Source organism: Yersinia thracica, assembly GCF_902170565.1.
GTDB lineage: Bacteria > Pseudomonadota > Gammaproteobacteria > Enterobacterales > Enterobacteriaceae > Yersinia > Yersinia thracica.
In genome coordinates this window covers 29,597-50,394 of record NZ_CABHXX010000120.1, presented here as the reverse complement: position 1 = coordinate 50,394, position 20,798 = coordinate 29,597, and the positions used below count along the sequence as shown (strand labels likewise).

Below are 20,798 nucleotides of genomic sequence, written 5' to 3'. Positions count from 1 at the left end.
CTCCCAGTGTAATTATCATCTTCATAAATAGTCACTTGAGTATCTGGTGGTAGCTTTATAGAACTAATACTGTCATTAAATGTATTAACAATATGATACCTCCGGTCGGCAGGGTCGCTGGCATGATAAAGATCTAAACTCTCATTACCGGACAAACAAAACGAGTTACCAGAAAACGCATCAAGTTCATAAAAACACGCGGCGCTTCTGACCTTAAAGGAACTAATATCATCATCTAAATCTGCCCAGCGTGGGGATGACAATGACTCTACATTATCTTTCAATGTATATGTTCTACCAGAAAAGTTAATATCTTTAAAAACAGAAACAACCAATCCATGAGAAACAGAAATTGATGAGATACGATCATTCCACTTAATAGGTAAATCATTAATAGCATTACCCTCTGTAGTACAAAGAGATTCACCCTGATAATATTCATCAATGAAAAAACAAACTTTTGGATTATCAGAAAACACATCAAAACTTAATATTGAAACTAACGAAAATAATGTGAGCGAGAATTTTTTTCTTATCATATTTCCTCCAACATTTTATTTATTATAATTAATGAATATCAACCAATTACAACAAACACTTTGATGAAATTAAACATATGATTATTTAAAAGTTTCATATGGAAGTAACTTCAAACATATTACAATAAAATAAAATTAGTCATTAATATAATTTTTATTACAAACATATTATTTTCGTAAAATAGATGGGAATAGATGAAATTAGATTATTATTTAACGTCATAGGTATAAGGCTAATCCAACCTAAATACCAAATTACTCACCTGCCCACTTTCATCTAATATATTAAGCTGATAACGGCCCGGTGTTGTTAATGTTTGTATCCACGACTGATTATTCTCTGTCACTGCCACCTGCTCCCCATTGAGGAACCACCATCTTTGTCCACGCCCACCTTGCGCTTCTAAGCGAAGGTCGAGACGATTTTGGCCCGGCAATCGCTTCACAACCGCACCATCACGTATACCTAAAACCAACAATGGTGCCGCCTCAATATCACCTTGTGGCGGACATTCACTGCTGGCCGCAGGGAGTCTTTGGCTACGGCGCTCTGCCAGCGGTAGCCAGGGTTCAAGCGGCAACGGCCAAAGCGTTAATTGTGCTGACTTAGCACCAGGGCAATCTGCCGCAACTCGTTTACCTTGAGGATTTAACCACACACGGAGTTGGCTACCCTGCATATTTTCCTGACCAGGTGCAGCCAGGGTTGGGGGCAAAGTGCCGTCAAGAACCCAGCTTTGCCGCCGCTGTCGACAGTTGCTATCACCCGCAGCGAGCGGTTGCCCACCCGGCCAGCAAATCTCTTCGCGGCTAACAGAAGATGGGCGGGGATCAAGAGGCAACTGGCGACCATTTTGCTGTAACCCCGTCATCAGTAAGTTATTGACCTGATTGAGAATAGGGATGGCAGTGGCGTAACCAAACTGCCCGGCAACCGGTGTGCCATCTGGCCGACCGACCCACACGCCAATAGTATAACGCGCGTTAATACCTATCGCCCAAGCATCACGATAGCCATAGCTGGTGCCAGTTTTCCATGCCAGCGGCACAGTGGCCGGTAAAATATCATCCGGTAATGGCCGGGCTTCCCCCGCCATGATTCGCCGAGTAATCCATGCCGCGCCCGCTGAAAATAACCGCCGTTCCTGCACCTGCTGTTGGGGTTCGAAGCGCAAACTGGCTGCCATTCCGCCGCGCGCAAAAGCACTGTATGCCGCGACCAACTGATCCAGCCGTGACCCCGTTCCTCCCAGAATCACCGCCAAACTGGGTTCACTGTGCAGCGGAAAACGTAAGTTCAAACCGCCATTACGCAAATTAGCCGTAAAACGTTTCGGGCCATAGGCTTCCAGTAATTGCACCGCCGGTAGATTTAATGAGCGCACTAATGCCTCACTGGCACTGACCGGGCCGTGGAATCCGGTATCAAAATTGCCGGGGCGATAATCACCAAAGCGGCGCGGCACATCTTGCAGCAATGATTCTGCATGGATCAGGCCATCATCCAAGGCCATCGCGTAGAGAAATGGCTTCAGTGTGGACCCCGGCGAGCGCCAGGCGCTGACCATATCCACATGGCCGAAGCGGCGGTCGTCTTGAAAATCGACCGAGCCGAGGTAAGCACGCACTTTCATGTTGCTGTGCTCCACCACCAGCAATCCCAATGACGTTTTCTCGGGAAGTTGATGACGCCAACCGGCGGCCATATCTTCCAATTGCCGCTGTAAACCGGCATCCACTGTGGTTTGAATCACTTCCCGCTGATTGCCCGTGGTCAAGCGCCGAGCCAATAATGGCGCTAATTGCGGCACCTGACGCGGGGCCAGCCAGATATCTTCTTGTTTTATATCAGCCACTTGTTTCGCCGACCACACCTGGTAATCCGCCAATCGGCTTAAGACTTTATCGCGTGCAACTTTAGCGCGCAGTGGATAGCGATCCGGGCGCAAACGGCTCGGTGCTTGCGGCAACGCGGCCAATAATGCCGCTTCTGCGGGGGTTAATTCAGAGGGCGGTTTGCCCAAATATGTCCAACTGGCCGCGCCAATTCCTTGCAGGGTGCCGCCGAAAGGGGCGCGATTAAGGTAGATTTCGAGAATTTGGTCTTTAGAAAAGTGCCATTCCAACTGAAATGTTCGCCAAACTTGGCGCAGTTTACCGGCTAACGTGCGGGGATGTGGGTCGATTAAGCGGGCAACTTGCATAGATACTGTGCTGCCGCCGGAAAGAATCTTACCTGCACGTAAATCCTGCCAGGCAGCGCGGGCCAGCGCCAATGGGTTCACACCCGGATGAGCATAAAACCAGCGGTCTTCAAAGGTCAGCAGCGCTTGCAGATAATAAGGAGAAACCTGTGGCAGTGTGACCGGATAGCGCCACACCCCGTCAGTATCGGCAAAGCGCCATAACGGCGTGCCATCTTCGGCGGTGACCACTCGCGCGATTTGTACTTCGGTCAGCGGAAGTGGCCAGCGTTTATCCGCCAGCCACAATAGGGCCGGAAACAGCACAACAATAAGCGCCAGCAGCCAAAATTTACGGCAATGACGGGAAAAGCCTGTTTTTAGCATCAAGACTATTTCGCTCCCCTTTTACCGGTGCCGCAAAAGGGGAGTAAGTGTTTACTTCACTATTTCGAGCTGCGACACCGTGCTGCCCAGCGCTCGCCAGTCCGGAACATACATAGATTCTACCTGTGGCGCAGGCACCTGATAGACTCCCGGTGTTACCGCTCGCGCCAGATATAGCAAGGTGGTGTGGCGGTATCCATCGACATTGACTGCAGCAACATAGCGGTCATCGCGGAATTCCTGATGTTTAATATCCGACTGCTGCATATCTTGCAGCAACTCCGTCACACTGCTGGCGCTCTCCCCCAGACTGGCACTGCTGTCGCCCAAGTTTTGGTTTTCCAATTCCAAACCGGCGGGCAGCAAATCGACCACCAGCGCATCTGGCACCCGTTTATCGGCCCAGACATCTAAATGCACCAAAACTAACTCGCCACTTTTCAACTGTGATAAGCGCAGCGGCTGACCATCAAGCCCCATATAACTGCGGGTGATATGTAAATTATTGCTGAATGGCGCGGGCGTTTGCTGCGGATATCCCACAATATCCACGCGGCTATACACAGCAACATCGCCACGGTTTTGTAACTGCATTCCGCTCGCCAGCTGTTGCGCCGACCAGTTTTGGTTCAATGCCGTGCTTTGCGTCAATGCCGCTACCTGCTCGATCGGCTCAACTTGCGGCGCTATCGCCACCTGCCACGGTGTTTCCGCCCCATTCATCAATGTGCGTCCCGCGAGGAATATAGCATTGCTCTCCTGCGTGGACAGGTAGTTGCGGCTGGTCAGCACATCAGACAGTGCCAATAGCCGGGTATCACGCGCTTCCGGCAGTAAATTATTGTCGGTTAACAGAGCTAAAATCAGCGCATCATCGCGCAGCGAACTGCCGTAGTCTTCCAGCCAATAATCTTTATCACTGCGGCTGGTGTTTAGCCCTTGGGTAATGGCCTCTTTAGCCCGTGGCATATCCCCCATCAGTTTCAGCGCCACGCCCAGTTGCACCAACGGCAAACCGGAGCGCGCATCATTGCTGCGGCTATACAATTGGCGCAAAGCCCCCAATGAGGCTTGCTGCTGTTGGGCCAATACCAAGCCCGCGTAGGCCTGAACCGCAAAACGAGTATGTTTAGTTTGTTCGCTGTAACGAATTTCAATTTGGCTCGGATCTTGTAAATAGCGCTGCAAACGATTATTCGCCGCAGTGAGCGCCGCCACCGGCACACTATAACCTTGCTGGCTGGCGCGATAGAGGAAGTCAGTGGCATAAGCCGTCAGCCAAAATTCTTCCGGGCTATTATTGCTCCATAAGCCGAAACCGCCGTTATAGCGCTGCATACTGAGCAGATGCTCGATACCGACATCAATACTTTTGCGCCGTTTTTCATCACTGTCGGCCTTAATACCCAGCGCCGTCAATTGAGCATAATTACTGTACAAAGAGGGATATAGCCCGCTGACTGTTTGTTCCAAACAGCCATAAGGGTAAGCATATAACTCGCTGATATAACGCGCTAAATTGAGCGGTGGCCGGCTGCTTATCAGCAATTTCCCTTGCAAGGTTTCAGCGGCCAGCCCGGCGGTGGCCTCTGCTGGCAAGTTCCAGCTATCACCACTGTGCAACACATTGGCGAAATGGCGAGTCTGAGCCGGATAGGCGGGCCGCACCCCAATTTTCCAATGATGCTGGTAATCCGGCCGTTTTTCATTCGGTAAAACCATTCCGGTGATGGTCAGGCCGATATCACCCTGCCCAAAGCCATTCAAGGCCCGCACCGGGATCAGCACTGTTTTGCGCTCACCATTGGCCAGCGAGATAGATTGGTTTTGTGCGCCATTGAGTGCCAATAAATCGCTGGCGGCCCATTGAAGTGACAAAGTTTGAGGTTGGCCGGATAAATTACTCACATCCAATGCCAGTTGGGTACTGTCCCCGCCAGCCAGGAAGCGCGGGGTGGCGAGTTGGGCAATCAGTGGGGCCGCGACCACCACTTTAGCTTCCGCTTTACCGAAATCTTCTTCGCTCCAGGCTTGTGCCATCAGGCGCAGTTCGCCGTTAAAATCAGGGATAGCCAGTTCAATGGTGCCCTCACCCTGTGCGTTTAAGGTCACCGGCTGGGCCTGTTGCGCTACAATAGTGACTTCCGTAATAGGCTTTTTACCACCACGGGAAAGCGCATCTTCGTCATCCCCATCCCCACCAAAACGCAGGCTCGCCAGCCGCCCCTGCCCTTCAATTAATTGCCCATAAACATCATATTGATCAGCACTGTAGCGTTTGCGGCCAAAGAAAGCGTCATAGGGATCTGGCGTAACGTAATCCGTGATATTGAGAATTCCGCTGTCAACCGCTGACAGCAACACTTGCACTTTTTCAGGTAACGGCGCACCGGTGCCGCTGGCTTTCACCTTGACCGTCAAGGTCTGATTCGGGCGAATACGCTCAGGTGATTCCAGCTCTAGCGCCAGTTTGCGGGTTTCATCCACCAGCGGCAGATGCAGCAAACCAATGGCGCGTTTTGGGGTCGCCTGCTGTGACTTATCACCGGGACGAATGACTGTCGCACTAAGATATAAATCATGGCGATTCCACTCTTTGTTAATCGGCACTTCAACCTCAGCGCCCCCCGCCGGAATGGTCACTTCCTGCCACCACAATGGGCCGTCACTGGATTCCACCAGCAAATAACCGTTACCGGCAGCCGGTGCTTCAATGTGTAATTTTACTTTTTCGCCCGGCCGATAAGCCGGTTTATCCAGTGTCAGCTTGACTTGATCGGGCCGAATCGCGCCACTGCCGCCGGTATTATCCTGCCAGCTATACCCTGCCCAGAAGCGGGAGCTACTGACTAATTCATTATCTGGATGACTCACCTCAATCCGATATGCGCCCCACTCCACTGGGAAGCTGACCTTGGCGCTGCCGTCGGCGGGAATATTCACCGACTGTTCTGCCAATGTCAGATCTTTTTTATCATACAATGACTGCCAGCCATCACTTTCCGACCACTGCCAATAGTAATCACGGCGCTCACGCACCAGTTTGACTTTCAAACCATTGACCGCCAGTTTTTCCCCCTCGGCATTGGCATAAACAATGTCGAAATCAGCGGTGGTGTCTTGATCAACCATGGCCTGCGATTTATAGCTGTCACTGCGGTAATCATAAACTTGCTGCTTGTTGAACAAGGGGCGAATCCCCACCAGCGCATCAGCTGGCCACAATGCTTGCTCAGCGCGCCGTGTGACGGGCCGCCCGCCGGATTCCAGCAAACTGGCCTGTAAAATCAGTTTCAGCGGCGATTGTGCATTCTGCCAACTGTTATCGACTTCAATGTCAGTTTGGCCATCACTGTCGAGTGTGGTATCAAACTCATCCAAGGTGCGCGAGAGATTTTCTTCAATAACTGAACCGAATTCAAAACCGGGCAATGATGCTACCGCTTCCCGCAGTGGGCGCAGGAATAATTGCCCTTGCAGCCGGTTACCGGATGCCGGAGCGCCATAAAGATAGCGGCCAGTGATGGCAAAGCTCGCTTCGCTGTCGGTGGCAATGGGTTCTTTATGGGTGGCAATCTCAAGTGCCATGCGCTCTGGCAGGAAATCTTCGACTTTAAATTTATACAGGCGCGGCTGGTTATCGCCCAGATTCATGCGCAGTGACCATTCACCGGTGGGGCCGCCTTGTGGAATGGCGTATTGATATTGATACAAACCGGCTTGCGGCTGCCAGACAAAGCTGCGCACCACTTGATTATCGGGCTTGAGAATATCGACTTTAACCGGCTGGGTGGTCAGAGGTTTACCATCAGCATCACGCAGTAACCCATTGACAATTAACGTTTCTCCGGGGCGATAAAGGTCTCGCGGACCAAAAGCAAAAAACTGCTTCTGGAAACCTTCCGGCCCGGCGATATCAAACTCGGCCAGATCCAGCGCCGGTGTATTGAGGTCAATCAAGCTGGTTTGGCCGTTTTGCGAAGCCAGCAGCAACTTGGCCTTAGCATTCTTCTCCAACTGCGCATGGCCCTGGACGTCAGTTTCAACCTGCCCCAGCACTTGGCCTTTTTCATCCAGCAATTGCAGTTGCACCCCTTTCAAGGCCGCCCCGCCTGCTAATGCTTGGGTAAAGACATCCATCCGGTCATGGTAGCTGTGCAGCGAAACACCAATATCACTCAGGGTAAATAAGGTGGCGGCATTGGTGTAGCTGTAACGCCCGGCTTGTTGCATCACCGCCAAATAAACACCGGATTCTTGCAGCGGCTTGATTTCGGCTAATGGAAGCATCAGCTTTTCGCGGGTATTGGCAGCAGGATTGAGGTCAAAACGGCCGGTATAGACTAGATCGGCCATTTTCAGTAATTCGTCCGATTCCCAATTCGACAGCGCGCTGCGGTATTGCCATGCGGCGAGGAAATTAGCCAGGCTACTTTGCTTAATGCGGAAAAAGTTAACATCAATGCTATCAACATTGAGCGCCATCACCGGCAAGCCCTGTGCCAATTTACCCGGCAATAAAGAACCTTTACTGGCAAACCCGACACTCGGCTTGATATCGCGGGTGGTGATTTGCTGTTGCTGTTGTTTGCCCAGCTCAGTACCGCCAATCCCTTTCAAGCTGCTGTCGACAGTCAGTAGCAATTTACGCTCAGGTTTAAGATGGCGTAAGCGCAGCTCCATCAGGTTATCAGACAGCTCCCAGGCCCCGTCGATTTTGCCGCTAACAGTATCAACCAAATGCACCAAAGAGGAGAAATCTTGCTTGGGATCCAATGGCTGCGAGAAAGTCAGCACCATAGCACTGGCACCATCGAGTTGTAACTCAGAGGCGTCCAGTAAGGTTAGCGGCTGACCCACATGCTGTTTTGTCAGCTCCGCCAACTTATTGGCATCATCTAGTTTGCTCACCGCAGCTTTGGCTGCCGGTCCACGGGTCTGTGTGGTGACCGGAGCCGATGGAGCGGCAACATCTTTATTTTTGTCCCCGTCATCACAGCCCGCTAATAGCAGCACGCCACTTAAGAACAGGGCACTGCCCAATAAAGCCGCCTGACACTGTTTGATTCCCGACATTAACCGCTGCAAACCGTTGTGATTCATATCTCTCTCCCTGGTTGATAGCCAGATTATAGCATTCACCTGAAAGGGAATATAGACAGATAAACCGACCGCTTTTATATAGGAAATATTCTCTGTTTTTATAGAATATGTTTTAGATAAAAATAAGAAAATAAGCGCAAATGAACAAAAACCCTATTTAATACTTTTTTAATAAAAAATTAAATAAATAAAAACACCAAACAACCACCCGAGAAATGAAATATTTTATCACTTATAAAACAATATGTTATCAGTAGCTCACCCGAAAATAAATAAAACACCAAATGAAATAAATATAAAAAAATGAATTTAATATTTTAATAAATAGGCAGAACCCCTTCAGATCATTATATTTCAGCCAACATTTTGTCGTTATTAAAAAGCTTTAGTACGTATCTGTAAAAATTAACCTATAAATAGGAACTTATAAAACCATGAGTCATCACAACACACTTAATACGCGTTTATTACCATTATCGATTTTGATTTCTTCGCTGGTGTCAGGTGGGGCAGTAGCCGCATCAACAACAGAATTTACGCCCGGTGCAACTCCAGGTATCGCGAATGGCGGGAGTTTTCTGGTAACAGATAACATCGTCGTCGGCGCACCTGAAGAAAAAAGTATCTTTGCAAAACTAAGTGACTACCTGACAGCTGGTTTCATTACTCAGGAGCAGAAAGAAAAGTGGCAAGAAAATTTAGAAAAGTTGGACGAGAAGAAAACAGCGGCGGCAAATGCGCAAAAGGCCGTTGATTTAGCAACAGAGGCAAATAAAAAAGCGATTCAAAACGTTGCTGATGTGGAGAAACTAAAAGCGGCTGTCGACAAAGATGTCGCTGCAAAAGCAACAGCGATACAAAATCTAGAGAGCACTTTATCTACAAAAAACAGTGAAAAAACCAGCGCCATTACTGCTTTGGGGTTAGTACCTGACGATGCAGATATTGCAACACAAGTCACTGATCGGGTTACTAAGTCAGAAAAAGAGCTTGAAGAAAAAAATAACGTTCTAATCGAGAAAACAACAGCGGCTGAAGCAGCGGATGAAGAAAAAACGCAGCATGAAGCAAAAATTAAAAAATTTGATGAGCAGATTACTAAGCTAGATAAAGAATTAACTGATGCTAATGACAATAAAACCAATGTTTTAGTAGCCGCTGTTAATGCTGCCAAGGACAATAAAGACACCGCAGAAGCTGATAAGAATGCAGACATTGGTAAAGCCAAGGAGAAGCATGAGAGCACCAAAGGTAACCTTAGCAACTCAGATGACTCAATAAAAAACACAGCAATAGCGGATCAAAAAGCCTATAACGATTTAGCCAAAGCCTTTGAGGATGCGATTGCGGCGGCTGAGAAAGCAGTTGCAGATAAAGATGTTGAAATAAACGGTCTAACCACTCAAAAAACGACTGTTGAGGCTGAAAAATCCATCGTTAATAATGAGAAATCGGCTCTAGCAGATGCAGTCGCCCAAGCAACAAAAGCTAAAAATGATGCACAAGGTGCAGCTGCTACTGCAAAGGATGCTGTCACTAAAGCCGAAGCAGCAGATAAAGCTATCAAGGCGGCTGAAGCTGCTCAACAAGCGGTAACTGAAGCACAGGCTGAGAAGCAGAAGTTAACTGAGCAGTTTGATCTTATTGTGACAACTCTTCCTAAGGCAGAACAGGCCAAAATCGACGCGGACACTGACCTGACAGCCAAAAACAATGAATTGGCTACCGCCCAAGACGCGGTTAAAGATCTAGTCGATAATACCCTTGCTACTGAGCTGCCAGCTGTCGATAAAACTATCGCCCAAAGTGAATCAGGTACTGTTGCTGCAAAGACTCTCGCGATCAATACCAAAGTAGCCGGCGGTACGCAAGATGTGGAAAAAGATGGCAAGATCATTGGCAGCATGGTTAGCGAAGACGGCAGCGTAAACCTGGTTGTTGGCGCACAAGCTCACGATACTGTGGTCAATAAAGGCACCATTAACAACAATGGTGGTGAAGATTTCGGTTCAATCATCAATGATGGCGGCCAGCTGATACTGGCAGGGACAACGACAAAAGATGCAAATGGCGCTGATGTCATAAATATCGCTGTATCCCAAGACGCGAAAATCCTTGAAGGCGGTACTGTAACGGTTGGCAAAGATGCCGAAATTAATAATCTTAGCAGCACAAAAGGGACGGTTGCGCTGAAAGACGGCGCTAAAGCCTTTAAAACCGCTATTGATGGTGGCACGCTGACTATCGAAAAAGGGGCTAATGCGCAATATACTTCACTGATTGATGCCCATCTGGAGTTGATCGAGGGAGCAACGGCTGACAACACAAATGTGGGTGTGGATGCCGAATTTGTTCTTAAAGACGGTGCACAAACCAAGAGCACTAAGGTAGAAGGTGACGGTAAATTTACACTTGAAGATGGCTCGTCAGCCACCGGTACTATGGTATTCAATGGCACAGTAACTGTTAACGACAATGCCAAGATCGACAATACACTGCTTAGTACCCATGATGCGATCCTGGATCTTAAAGCAGGTGCCATAGCCACTAACACCCAGTTAACAGAGGCGACATTAGACTTAATCGCCGGTGCAACAGCGGATAATACCAAACTGACGGAGTTCTCAACCTTTACCCTGCAAGATGGTGCAGAAACCAAAGGTACTCTGATTAATTCAAATAGTCAGTTTATTGTTAATGACAATGCAACGGCCAGCAGCACTACCTTGAATTCCGGTGAATTTAGGGTTAATGGCACAGGCGCTGCCAAAGACACCACCGTGGATGGCGGCAAATTTATTGTTAATGGCACAGCCAATAACACCACCGTGACAGGCGGTAAATTTGCAGTTAATAAAGGTGCAACGGCCAACGCTACCACCTTGAATTCTGGCGAATTTAGTGTTGCTGGCACAGCCAAAGACTCCACCGTTAATGGCGGCAAATTTGTAGTTAATAAAGATGCAATCGCCGACATCACCACCTTGAATTCCGGCGACTTTATTGTTAATGGCACAGCCAATAACACCACCGTTAAAGGCGGCAAATTTGCAGTTAATAAAGATGCAATGGCCGACATCACCATCTTGAATTCCGGCGACTTTATTGTTAATGGCACAGCCAAAGACACCACGGTTAAAGGCGGCAAATTTAATCTGATGGCGCGTGCACAAGCACATAAGCTGATGGTTGAAAATGGTAGCGCCCTAATTTCAGGTCATTTGGTGGATGCGACATTCAATGGCGGCACCGTCATTTTTGATAAAAACGCAAACATTGGCGGCACCGTCATTTTTGATAAAAACGCAAACATTGGCGGCACCGTCATTTTTGATAAAAACGCAAACATTGACGGTACTATTAATGCCAATAAAGACAGCATTATCAACCTGCATGAGGGTGTGAAAACCGCAAAAGCAGACCTGATCCTGGCGGGCAAAATGGAACTGATTGCCGCAGATATCGCACAAATTACCGCTAAATCAGCAGGCCGTGCCGCCTTTGCCGGCAGTGCTGGACAACCGGCTCAATTCGCCTTTAAAAATGTGAAATTGGCGGGTGGTAACATTGATATGAGCAAGTCTAATGCTCAACTGACCATGGCATCGCTAGCGGGCAAAGGTAGCTTTAAGCTGGGTTCAACACTCAATAACCATGCGGATGCGCCACTGAAAGTTAGCGGCAATGCTGATGGTAGTTTTGATATTCAAATCGATGCCAGCGGTACTCAACCAGCCAACCTAAATGTCGTTGATGTTAAAGGGCAAAATACTGCCAAATTCGCTCTGTCCAATGGGCCGGTAGACTTGGGTAACTATAAGCATTCACTGGTCAGTGATGGCAAAGGTGGCTTTAAACTGGCTGCGGATAAAATAGCCCCGACACCAAGTACTGCCGGTATTATGGCCGTCGCCAATACCATGCCGGTTATCTTTAACGCAGAATTGAGTTCTATTCAGAATCGTTTGGATAAACAAACAACTGCGGCTAACGAAAGTGGTGTGTGGTTAACTTACCTGAATGACAGTTACGATGTGAAAGGCACCGCAACTGACTTCAATCAGAAGTTAAGCGGCGTGACTTTAGGTGGCGACAAAGCCATTGAATTGGGTAACGCGGTGTTGAGTATGGGTGGGTTCGCCAGCCATACTAGCTCTAATATCAAATCTGATTACCAGAGCAGCGGCAGTGTGGAAAGTAATTCATTGGGTGCTTATGCTCAACTTCTGTCCAATAGCGGTTATTACTTTAACAGCGTATTGAAAACTAACCAGTTTAAACAGAATCTGAGTGTGACTTCGCAAGGCAAGAGTGCCACTGGCGCAGCTAACTTCTCCGGTATGGGGCTGGCAGTAAAAGCGGGTAAACATATCACTTTTGATACGATGTATGTTTCCCCTTATGTGGCCCTGAACACCTTTAGCTCGGGTAAAAACCAATACAAATTGTCTAACGGCATGGAAGCACAAAGCCAAGGCACACGTTCTACCACCGGTACTTTGGGTATGAACACCGGCTATCGTTTTGTGTTGAATAACGGTGCAGAAATCAAGCCTTATGCAATTTTCTCGGTAGACCATGACCTGATGGCAAGTAACAAGGTGATGATTAACAAAGAGATATTTGATAATAGCCTGAAAGGGACTCGTGCTAACGCTGGTGTTGGTGTCAATGTGAATCTGACATCTAACCTGTCTATCGGCTCAGAAGTTAAAGTTTCTAAAGGTAAAAACATTGCCACCCCAATGACCATTAATATGGGCGTTGCTTACACTTTCTAAATGGCGCAGTAGTTTCTTCATGTAGCAATGATGATTATCTGTCATAAAAAGGGAGCCAAATTGGCTCCCTTTTCTTATTAATGGCTGGTCGAAGGAATGATATTCCTTAGCCAACTGCCCCATCTGCGCTGGTAAAATGCTTGGGTATGTGTCATCAGGTAATGGCTTACCCCCCGCTCCTTCTCATTCACCACGCAAAAATCTACCGGGCCATCATCCGGCGCATGGTCACTGGCAACATTACCGGCCTCTTGAATCAGTTGGTCAATCTCATCATCTGTGCCATCCACTTCCAGCCCAACCAATAAGTTAGGTTTATCATCCACACTCTTATCATGCATCAGCGCCAAGAAAGCACGCCGCACGGGTTTACGCTGGCTAAACAGCTGGATCAGGGCATCTACCATCGCCGCAGGATATTCTTCCGGCTGCCCCAACAGAATTTGGCTCTCTTTATCCACCACCATTTCGGCTGGTTGGGCTAAACCGCCATTTTCCAGTAGCATCGCCACTTCTTGTGGCCAAAACTCTTTACCGTGCTCTGATTTTGGGTTCAAAAACAGGTGTGCGCCTTGGGTCATTTCAAATAACACCCGCGCTGGCATGGCGACAAAAGGCTGTTTGGGGTGATTAACTGACAGTTTTTCACTGTCAATCGGTTGATCTTCGGCGATATCCAGCGCTTGCTGGAGCACCTCTACCGAGGTAAAGAAGGGAATGACCGATTCGCCATCCTGCTTTTCCCAATGCAGAATATTCACCCCATCGCCTGTTGTGAAGGCCATCTCACCCTCTTCATCGCCCTGCTCTGACCCGTCCACCAGCACCAAAACTGTGGCATCCAACAGTGTGCGGAAAAAAGCGGTACGATGAATTGATTCCGTCGCCGCCAGTTTCAGCAAAGACTCCAGACTTTGGTCTTCATCATGATGGTGGTTTCCGTGGCTATCAACAGCAGGGGGTTGTGGCAAACTCATGCTCTACTCCAAAAAACATCTTGCTAGGATAAATGGGAGGGTGGATAGGTAGAAGAGTAAAGTGTCCGCGCCAGGGATGGCGCGGAACAAGCCCCCAGGGAAGGGTTTACGGCGGCTTTACGATCTGCCTATTCTCACTCCTCGGCACATCAACTTCTTATTTTGCTTTCGCCAACAGCAAGTTAGCAATAGTACGAACACCCAGACCTGTAGCACCGGCAGACCACTGATCAACCGCACCTTTACGGTAAGTCGCAGAGCAGTCAATGTGCAGCCAACCTTGCTGATAGTCTTTCACGAAATGCGACAAAAATGCTGCGGCAGTGCTGGCACCCGCACTGTAGGCTGCCCCCGCGACATTATTCAACTCAGCAAAGTTGGATGGCAGTTGGCTGCGATGGAATTCAGCTAATGGCAAGCGCCAGAAAGGCTCATGCTCACTTTGCGCACTGCTCAACAACTCTTGGGCCAATTCATCATCAAAACTAAATAGCGCATGGTAATCATTACCCAGCGCCGTTTTTGCCGCGCCGGTCAAAGTGGCAGCATCAATAATCAGCGGTGCATTCTGCTCTGAAGCATCAATCAGACCATCAGCCAACACTAAACGCCCTTCAGCATCAGTATTCATGATTTCGACGGTCTTGCCATTGCGATAGCGAATGATATCACCCAGCTTAAAGGCATTACCGCTAACCATATTATCCGCACAACACAAATACAGTTTCACCCGCTGTTTCAAACCACGGGCTGCTGCTAATGCCAATGCGCCCGTGACTGTCGCGGCACCGCCCATATCGGACTTCATAGAGTCCATAAATGCGCTCTGTTTCAGGCTGTAACCGCCTGAATCAAAAGTAATACCTTTGCCAACCAAACACGCCATCACTGGCGCATCTGGATTACCGGTTGGGTTATAGTCCAAAGCCAGCAATACCGGCGCACGATCAGAGCCACGACCAACAGTGTAAATCCCAGCATAGCCCTGCTCGCGCAGATCTTCGCCTTTGGTAATGCGGTAGCTGACAGCATCGCATGATACTGCGCACAGTAAATCAATCGCGTTTTTAGCCAGTTGTTCTGGCCCTAAATCTTCTGCTGGCGCATTAATCGTATCGCGCACCCAATCAATAATTTTTAGCCGTTGTTTCAGCTCGGTTTTTTCGTTCTCTGGCAGTTCTGCCCACGCCACACTGCGCTGCCCTTTTGGCCCACGGAAACCTTGCCAAAATGCCCAGCTTTGCTCCAGACCCCAGCCCTCACCGGCTAGTTTTACCTGTTTGATACCTTGCCCATCTATTTTGCGAGCGGCACGTTGAATGGTACCTAATTTGCCATTACCGGTCAGATGAATCGTTATCCCCTCAGCATCGGTGCTGAGTAACGCTTTCTCACCCCAGCGTGCGTCAGCTGGGTTATTTGATAGGGATACTTGCATTATTTCTGTCATGACAACCTCTTCATTATTATTTTTTGCTGTTATTCAGCTAGTTATACGCGGCCCTGTGTTAGCCACGGCGGATCAAAACGTTCTACTCTAAAAAATACGGTCTGCTATACAGTAACAGATAGAAAAAAGGGCCGCTCGTGCGACCCTCAGGTATTTATTCAAACTCATCTAACCAGACCAGCAGGATGGCTTCCAGCACTTTTTCATTTGATCCTTGCGGATCGTCATCGAAATCTTCTAAGTCACAGATCCATTGGTGCATATCGGTGAAACGCACTGTTTTCGGATCCGTGTCCGGGAACTGGTCGTAAAGCGCTTCGCCAATCTCGCGAGTATCTTGCCACGTTAAGCTCATTATCAGTGTTCCCGTGCATGGTTAATGGTATAACGCGGGATCTCGACCACCAGATCTTCGTCCGTCACTGTCGCCTGACAGCTCAGACGGCTTTCCGGCTCCAGGCCCCAAGCTTTATCCAGCATATCATCTTCCAGCTCACTGCTTTCCGGCAGCGAATCAAACCCTTCGCGCACAATACAGTGACAAGTGGTGCAAGCGCAGGATTTCTCACAGGCATGCTCGATGTCGATTCCATTGCGCAAGGCGACGTCCAGTATGGTCTCACCTTGGATTGCTTCCAGTACTGCACCATCCGGGCAAAGGTCTTTATGGGGCAGAAATACTATTTTGGGCATGATTAAACCTCATCCACTGAATGGCCAGCCAAAGCACGGCGAATAGAAGCATCCATCCGGCGCGCGGCAAAATCTTGCGTTTGTGCATCTAACGCTTTTATCGCAGCTTCGATTGCGTGCGGGTCAGTGCCCTGCATCTGCTGCTGTAATGCCGCCATCGCCTGAGCGATAGCAGTACTTTCTTGCTCACTGAGTAGTGCTGCGTCTTGTGCCAATGCGCCTTGTAAACTTTCCAACACGCGGGAGGCTTCGACCTGTTGTTCCGCCAGCTTACGTGCGCCAATATCACTGTGCGCGTTCGCCATCGAATCTTTAATCATATTGGCAATTTCATCATCAGACAGCCCATAAGAGGGCTTCACCTGAATCGATGCCTCCACGCCAGTGGATTTTTCCATCGCCGTGACACTCAATAAACCGTCCGCATCCACCTGGAAAGTCACACGAATATGCGCGCCCCCCGCTGGCAGCGGCGGTAAACCACGTAAACTAAAGCGGGCGAGAGAACGGCAATCTTGCACCAGTTCACGTTCACCTTGCAGCACGTGAATCATCATCCCGCTTTGGCCGTCTTTAAAGGTGGTGAATTCTTGCGCGCGGGCGACTGGAATGGTGGTATTGCGCGGAATGATTTTCTCCACTAAACCGCCCATAGTTTCCAGCCCTAATGACAGCGGGATAACATCAAGCAGCAGCATGTCACTGTCGGGTTTATTTCCCACCAGAATGTCTGCTTGGATCGCCGCGCCAATGGCGACCACTTTATCCGGGTCAATTGAAGTCAGTGGCGTGCGGCCAAAAAATTGCCCAACCTGCTCGCGCACCAAAGGTACACGGGTCGAACCACCGACCATCACCACTTCCAACACTTCATCGGCCGTGACGCCTGCATCTTTTAGCGCACGGCGACAGGCCATCAATGTGCGTTTAACTAATGACGCTATCAGGGACTCAAACTGCTGACGGGTGATTTGCCCTTGCCAGCCAGCCACAGAGACATCAGCAACCTCAGCATCACTCAAGGCAATCTTAGCCGCGATGGCCGCATCCAATAATTGCCGCTGGACACCATGGTCATCACGGGAATCAATACTAGCTTGCTCACGCAGCCAATCTGCTAATAGGTGGTCAAAGTCATCGCCCCCCAGTGCCGAGTCACCGCCAGTGGCCAGCACTTCAAACACACCGCGGCTCAAGCGCAAGATAGAGATATCAAATGTCCCACCGCCCAAGTCATAAACGGCGATCACCCCTTCCTGACCTGAATCCAGACCATAGGCGATAGCCGCAGCGGTCGGCTCATTAAGCAAACGCAACACATGCAACCCCGCCAGACGAGCTGCGTCTTTGGTGCCCTGCCGCTGAGCATCATCAAAATAAGCGGGGACAGTAATGACCACGCCGTCCAACTCCCCTTCCAAGACCGCCTGTGCCCGTTGCGCCAACGTTTTGAGAATATCCGCAGACACTTGCACCGGATTAACCAACCCGCTAGCAGTCTGGATCATCGGCAAACCGTTCTCACTGGATTGGAATTGGTAAGGCAGATTAGGGTAGCGCTGCACAATATCGGCCAAAGAACGGCCCATCATGCGTTTAATTGAACTGATGGTATTGACCGGGTCCAATGCGGCTAAATTGCGCGCATTCCAGCCGACATCAATACCATTTTGTTGATAGTGAACCACTGAGGGCAAAAGATCCCGCAGTTGTTCATCTGCCAGCGTTTGCGCTTTACCGCTGCGCACTGTCGCTACCAGTGAGTTGGTGGTGCCTAAATCTATCCCTGCGGCCAACCGACGTTGATGCGGTGCAGCGGTTAAACCAGGCTCACTAATTTGTAATAAGGCCATGTTGAGCTTCCATCAATCTATAAAACTTTAGCGACACACTCTAATAAGAAGTAGCTAGGCATTGCAGTCATCAATACATTGATTTTTTTATTTATTATTATCAATTAGATACAATTTTATTGCCCTATTAGGTTCTCAGGAAAAGTCATCAAACAGGCGATCTTCTAGCTGTTCAACCTGCTGTCCTAACTTATCCAGAAAACGTAATTTTCTAACCGTATCAGCGGTTTGTTCCCACTGTTGTTGATCCAATTGCTCGACCATCAGTTGGCTGCGTGTTTTCGTCATCAGTGCCAAACGGCGACTGAATGCAGCAAGTTGCGCCTCAGCCTCCGGGTGGCGCTCGATAGCATCAAGCTCTTCCCGCAGCTCCAATTGCTCCATCAGAAACGCGGTATCGCGCATAGTATGCTGTTCGTTGCCTAAATCAAAACCCTGCAAAGATAGCATATACTCAGCCCGTTTTAACGGGTGCTTGAGGGTTTGGTAGGCATCATTGATGGTCGCGGCTTGTTGCAATGAGGCCAAACGCTCGCGTTCAGGCTGATTTGCAAAACGGTCAGGATGGAATTGGCGTTGCAATTCTTGATAGCGGGTTGTGAGTTGGTTGCCGTCAATCAGGTACTGAGCCGGCAGCCCGAATAATGTGAAGTAATCCATAGCATGCTCTGGAAGTTGTCGTCATGGCTGGGCTGAGATCGAATATAGCTCCCTTTAAAATAAGCGCTATATCAAGCATCAAGTTCCTGAGACAGGAACAAAAACTGGGGTCAGACGTTAAAGCTTTCACCACATCCGCACTCATTGGAGACATTCGGATTGTTGAATTTAAAGCCTTCGTTCAGACCTTCTTTGACGAAATCCAGCTCGGTGCCGTCAAGATAGACCATGCTTTTGCCGTCGATGATCACTTTCACACCTTTGTCTTCAAAAACGATATCGTCATCGTTCATTTCATCAACAAATTCCAGGACATATGCCATACCGGAGCAGCCCGACGTCCGTACGCCTAAGCGCAGACCTAAGCCCTTACCACGGTGATTTAAAAAGGCGCTGACCCGTTGTGCAGCACTGTCGCTGATTGATATCGACATACAACAACCTCAAATCAAAGAACCAGCCGGCACTAAAGTTTGCACCAAAGTGAAAGACAAGCTGGTTATTAATAACCTATTTTACAACTACTTGGCAGTATGTTTGCTTTTGTAGTCGGCGATAGCTGCTTTAATGGCATCTTCAGCCAAAATTGAGCAGTGAATTTTGACTGGCGGTAACTCCAGCTCTTCTGCGATCTGAGTATTCTTGATCGCTTCAGCTTGCTCGAGAGACTTACCTTTCATCCATTCAGTTACCAGAGAGCTGGAGGCAATAGCAGAGCCGCAGCCATAAGTTTTGAAACGCGCATCTTCAATAATGCCAGCGTCGTTAACTTTAATCTGCAACTTCATGACATCACCACAAGCGGGTGCGCCAACCATTCCGCTACCAATGGTAGGATCTGCGTTGTCGAATGACCCGACGTTACGTGGGTTTTCGTAGTGATCGATTACTTTTTCGCTGTAAGCCATGTGATTACTCCTGAGTCTTAAAGTCTGGAATTAATGGTGAGACCATTCAATGCTGCTGATATCCACGCCCTGCTTGAACATATCCCACAACGGAGACAAGTCACGCAGACGACCAATGGATTTACGCACCAGCGCAATGGCGTAGTCGATCTCTTCTTCGGTGGTGAAACGCCCCAGAGAGAAACGAATTGAACTGTGAGCCAGTTCGTCGTTCATCCCAAGCGCACGCAACACGTAAGAAGGTTCCAGACTCGCGGAAGTACAGGCTGAACCCGATGAAACAGCCAAATCTTTCAGTGCCATGATGAGCGACTCACCTTCAACATAGTTGAAACTGATGTTCAGAATGCCAGGTGCGCCATTCTCTAAATCGCCATTCAGGTAAACTTCTTCGATATCTTTGAGACCATTCCACAACCGCAGACGCAGTGAACGCAGCCGCGCAGCTTCGCTTTCCATCTCTTCTTTGGCGATACGGTAAGCTTCACCCATACCCGCTATCTGATGAACGGGTAAAGTCCCTGAACGCATACCGCGTTCATGACCGCCACCGTGCTGCTGTGCTTCAATGCGAATACGGGGTTTACGACGAACAAATAGTGCGCCAATGCCCATCGGACCATAAACTTTATGGGCAGAGAAAGACATTAAATCGACTTTCAGTTTGCTCAGATCGATAGGTAATTTACCGACGCTTTGTGTCGCATCAACATGGAAAATGATCCCGCGACTACGGCACATTTCGCCGATTGCCGCGATATCCTGCACCACACCGATTTCATTATTCACGTGCATGATAGAAACCAGAATGGTGTCTTCACGCATGGCGGCTTCAAGCTGATTCAGGTCGATAATACCGTTAGACTGCGGTGCCAGATAAGTCACTTCGAAGCCTTCACGCTCCAACTGCCGACATGTATCCAACACAGCTTTATGTTCGGTCTTACAGGTGATGATGTGCTTGCCTTTCTTCTGGTAGAAATTAGCAGCACCTTTAATCGCAAGGTTATCGGACTCAGTTGCACCGGAGGTGAAGACTATCTCGCGAGGGTCAGCACCTACCAATGCAGCAATATCATTACGTGCAATATCAACAGCTTCTTCTGCTTGCCAGCCAAACTTATGAGAACGAGAGGCGGGGTTACCAAAAATACCGTCCAGAGTCAGATACTGCATCATTTTTTCAGCGACACGAGGGTCTACTGGGGTCGTTGCTGCATAATCCAGATAGATCGGTGTCTTTATTTTTGATTCGGTCATTGCT

13 protein-coding genes are annotated in these 20,798 nt (G+C 48.9%); 1 reads left to right on the top strand and 12 read right to left on the bottom strand.

Annotated features, from left to right (window positions below; genetic code table 11):
* From FTA91_RS16660 to FTA91_RS16650, 3 genes are all read right to left on the bottom strand, one after another.
* A partial coding sequence (locus FTA91_RS16660; RefSeq protein ID WP_235896871.1) for a peptidase inhibitor family I36 protein occupies positions 1-539 on the bottom strand: 539 nt, incomplete at its 3' end.
* Between the two features lie 233 nt (positions 540-772).
* A complete protein-coding gene (gene pbpC / locus FTA91_RS16655; RefSeq protein WP_174635231.1) occupies positions 773-3,109 on the bottom strand; it encodes a peptidoglycan glycosyltransferase PbpC in 2,337 nt (778 codons plus the stop codon).
* Positions 3,110-3,160: 51 nt separating this feature from the next.
* Complete coding sequence (locus tag FTA91_RS16650) at positions 3,161-8,212, bottom strand: alpha-2-macroglobulin family protein (RefSeq protein ID WP_145536099.1); 5,052 nt, start codon at positions 8,210-8,212, stop codon at positions 3,161-3,163.
* 434 nt (positions 8,213-8,646) lie between these two features.
* On the opposite strand from FTA91_RS16650, the gene FTA91_RS20355 reads away from it, so the two are divergent.
* Positions 8,647-12,993 (top strand): autotransporter outer membrane beta-barrel domain-containing protein, encoded by a 4,347-nt coding sequence (locus FTA91_RS20355; RefSeq protein ID WP_235896870.1) that lies wholly within the window; start codon positions 8,647-8,649, stop codon positions 12,991-12,993.
* A gap of 77 nt (positions 12,994-13,070) precedes the next feature.
* Here the strand turns inward: FTA91_RS20355 and sseB are convergent, their stop codons facing one another.
* The 9 genes from sseB to FTA91_RS16595 form a co-directional block, all read right to left on the bottom strand.
* On the bottom strand, positions 13,071-13,970 hold the full coding sequence (gene sseB, locus FTA91_RS16640; RefSeq protein ID WP_050115811.1) for an enhanced serine sensitivity protein SseB: 900 nt from the start codon (positions 13,968-13,970) through the stop codon (positions 13,071-13,073).
* Positions 13,971-14,127: 157 nt separating this feature from the next.
* Positions 14,128-15,420, bottom strand: a complete 1,293-nt coding sequence (pepB, locus tag FTA91_RS16635; RefSeq protein ID WP_174635012.1) for an aminopeptidase PepB — start codon at positions 15,418-15,420, stop codon at positions 14,128-14,130.
* Positions 15,421-15,574: 154 nt separating this feature from the next.
* Complete coding sequence (gene iscX, locus FTA91_RS16630) at positions 15,575-15,775, bottom strand: Fe-S cluster assembly protein IscX (RefSeq protein ID WP_004702435.1); 201 nt, start codon at positions 15,773-15,775, stop codon at positions 15,575-15,577.
* 2 nt (positions 15,776-15,777) lie between these two features.
* A complete protein-coding gene (gene fdx, locus FTA91_RS16625; protein WP_032821288.1) occupies positions 15,778-16,113 on the bottom strand; it encodes an ISC system 2Fe-2S type ferredoxin in 336 nt (111 codons plus the stop codon).
* Between the two features lie 2 nt (positions 16,114-16,115).
* Positions 16,116-17,966, bottom strand: coding sequence for a Fe-S protein assembly chaperone HscA (hscA, locus tag FTA91_RS16620; protein WP_145536101.1), 1,851 nt, complete (start codon positions 17,964-17,966; stop codon positions 16,116-16,118).
* 135 nt (positions 17,967-18,101) lie between these two features.
* Positions 18,102-18,626, bottom strand: coding sequence for a co-chaperone HscB (hscB, locus tag FTA91_RS16615; RefSeq protein WP_050115809.1), 525 nt, complete (start codon positions 18,624-18,626; stop codon positions 18,102-18,104).
* Positions 18,627-18,736: 110 nt separating this feature from the next.
* Positions 18,737-19,060, bottom strand: a complete 324-nt coding sequence (gene iscA, locus FTA91_RS16605) for an iron-sulfur cluster assembly protein IscA (protein ID WP_004393580.1) — start codon at positions 19,058-19,060, stop codon at positions 18,737-18,739.
* Between the two features lie 87 nt (positions 19,061-19,147).
* Positions 19,148-19,534 (bottom strand): Fe-S cluster assembly scaffold IscU, encoded by a 387-nt coding sequence (iscU, locus tag FTA91_RS16600; protein ID WP_004393581.1) that lies wholly within the window; start codon positions 19,532-19,534, stop codon positions 19,148-19,150.
* 30 nt (positions 19,535-19,564) lie between these two features.
* On the bottom strand, positions 19,565-20,779 hold the full coding sequence (locus tag FTA91_RS16595; RefSeq protein ID WP_050115834.1) for an IscS subfamily cysteine desulfurase: 1,215 nt from the start codon (positions 20,777-20,779) through the stop codon (positions 19,565-19,567).
* Between the last annotated feature and the right edge of the window lie 19 nt (positions 20,780-20,798).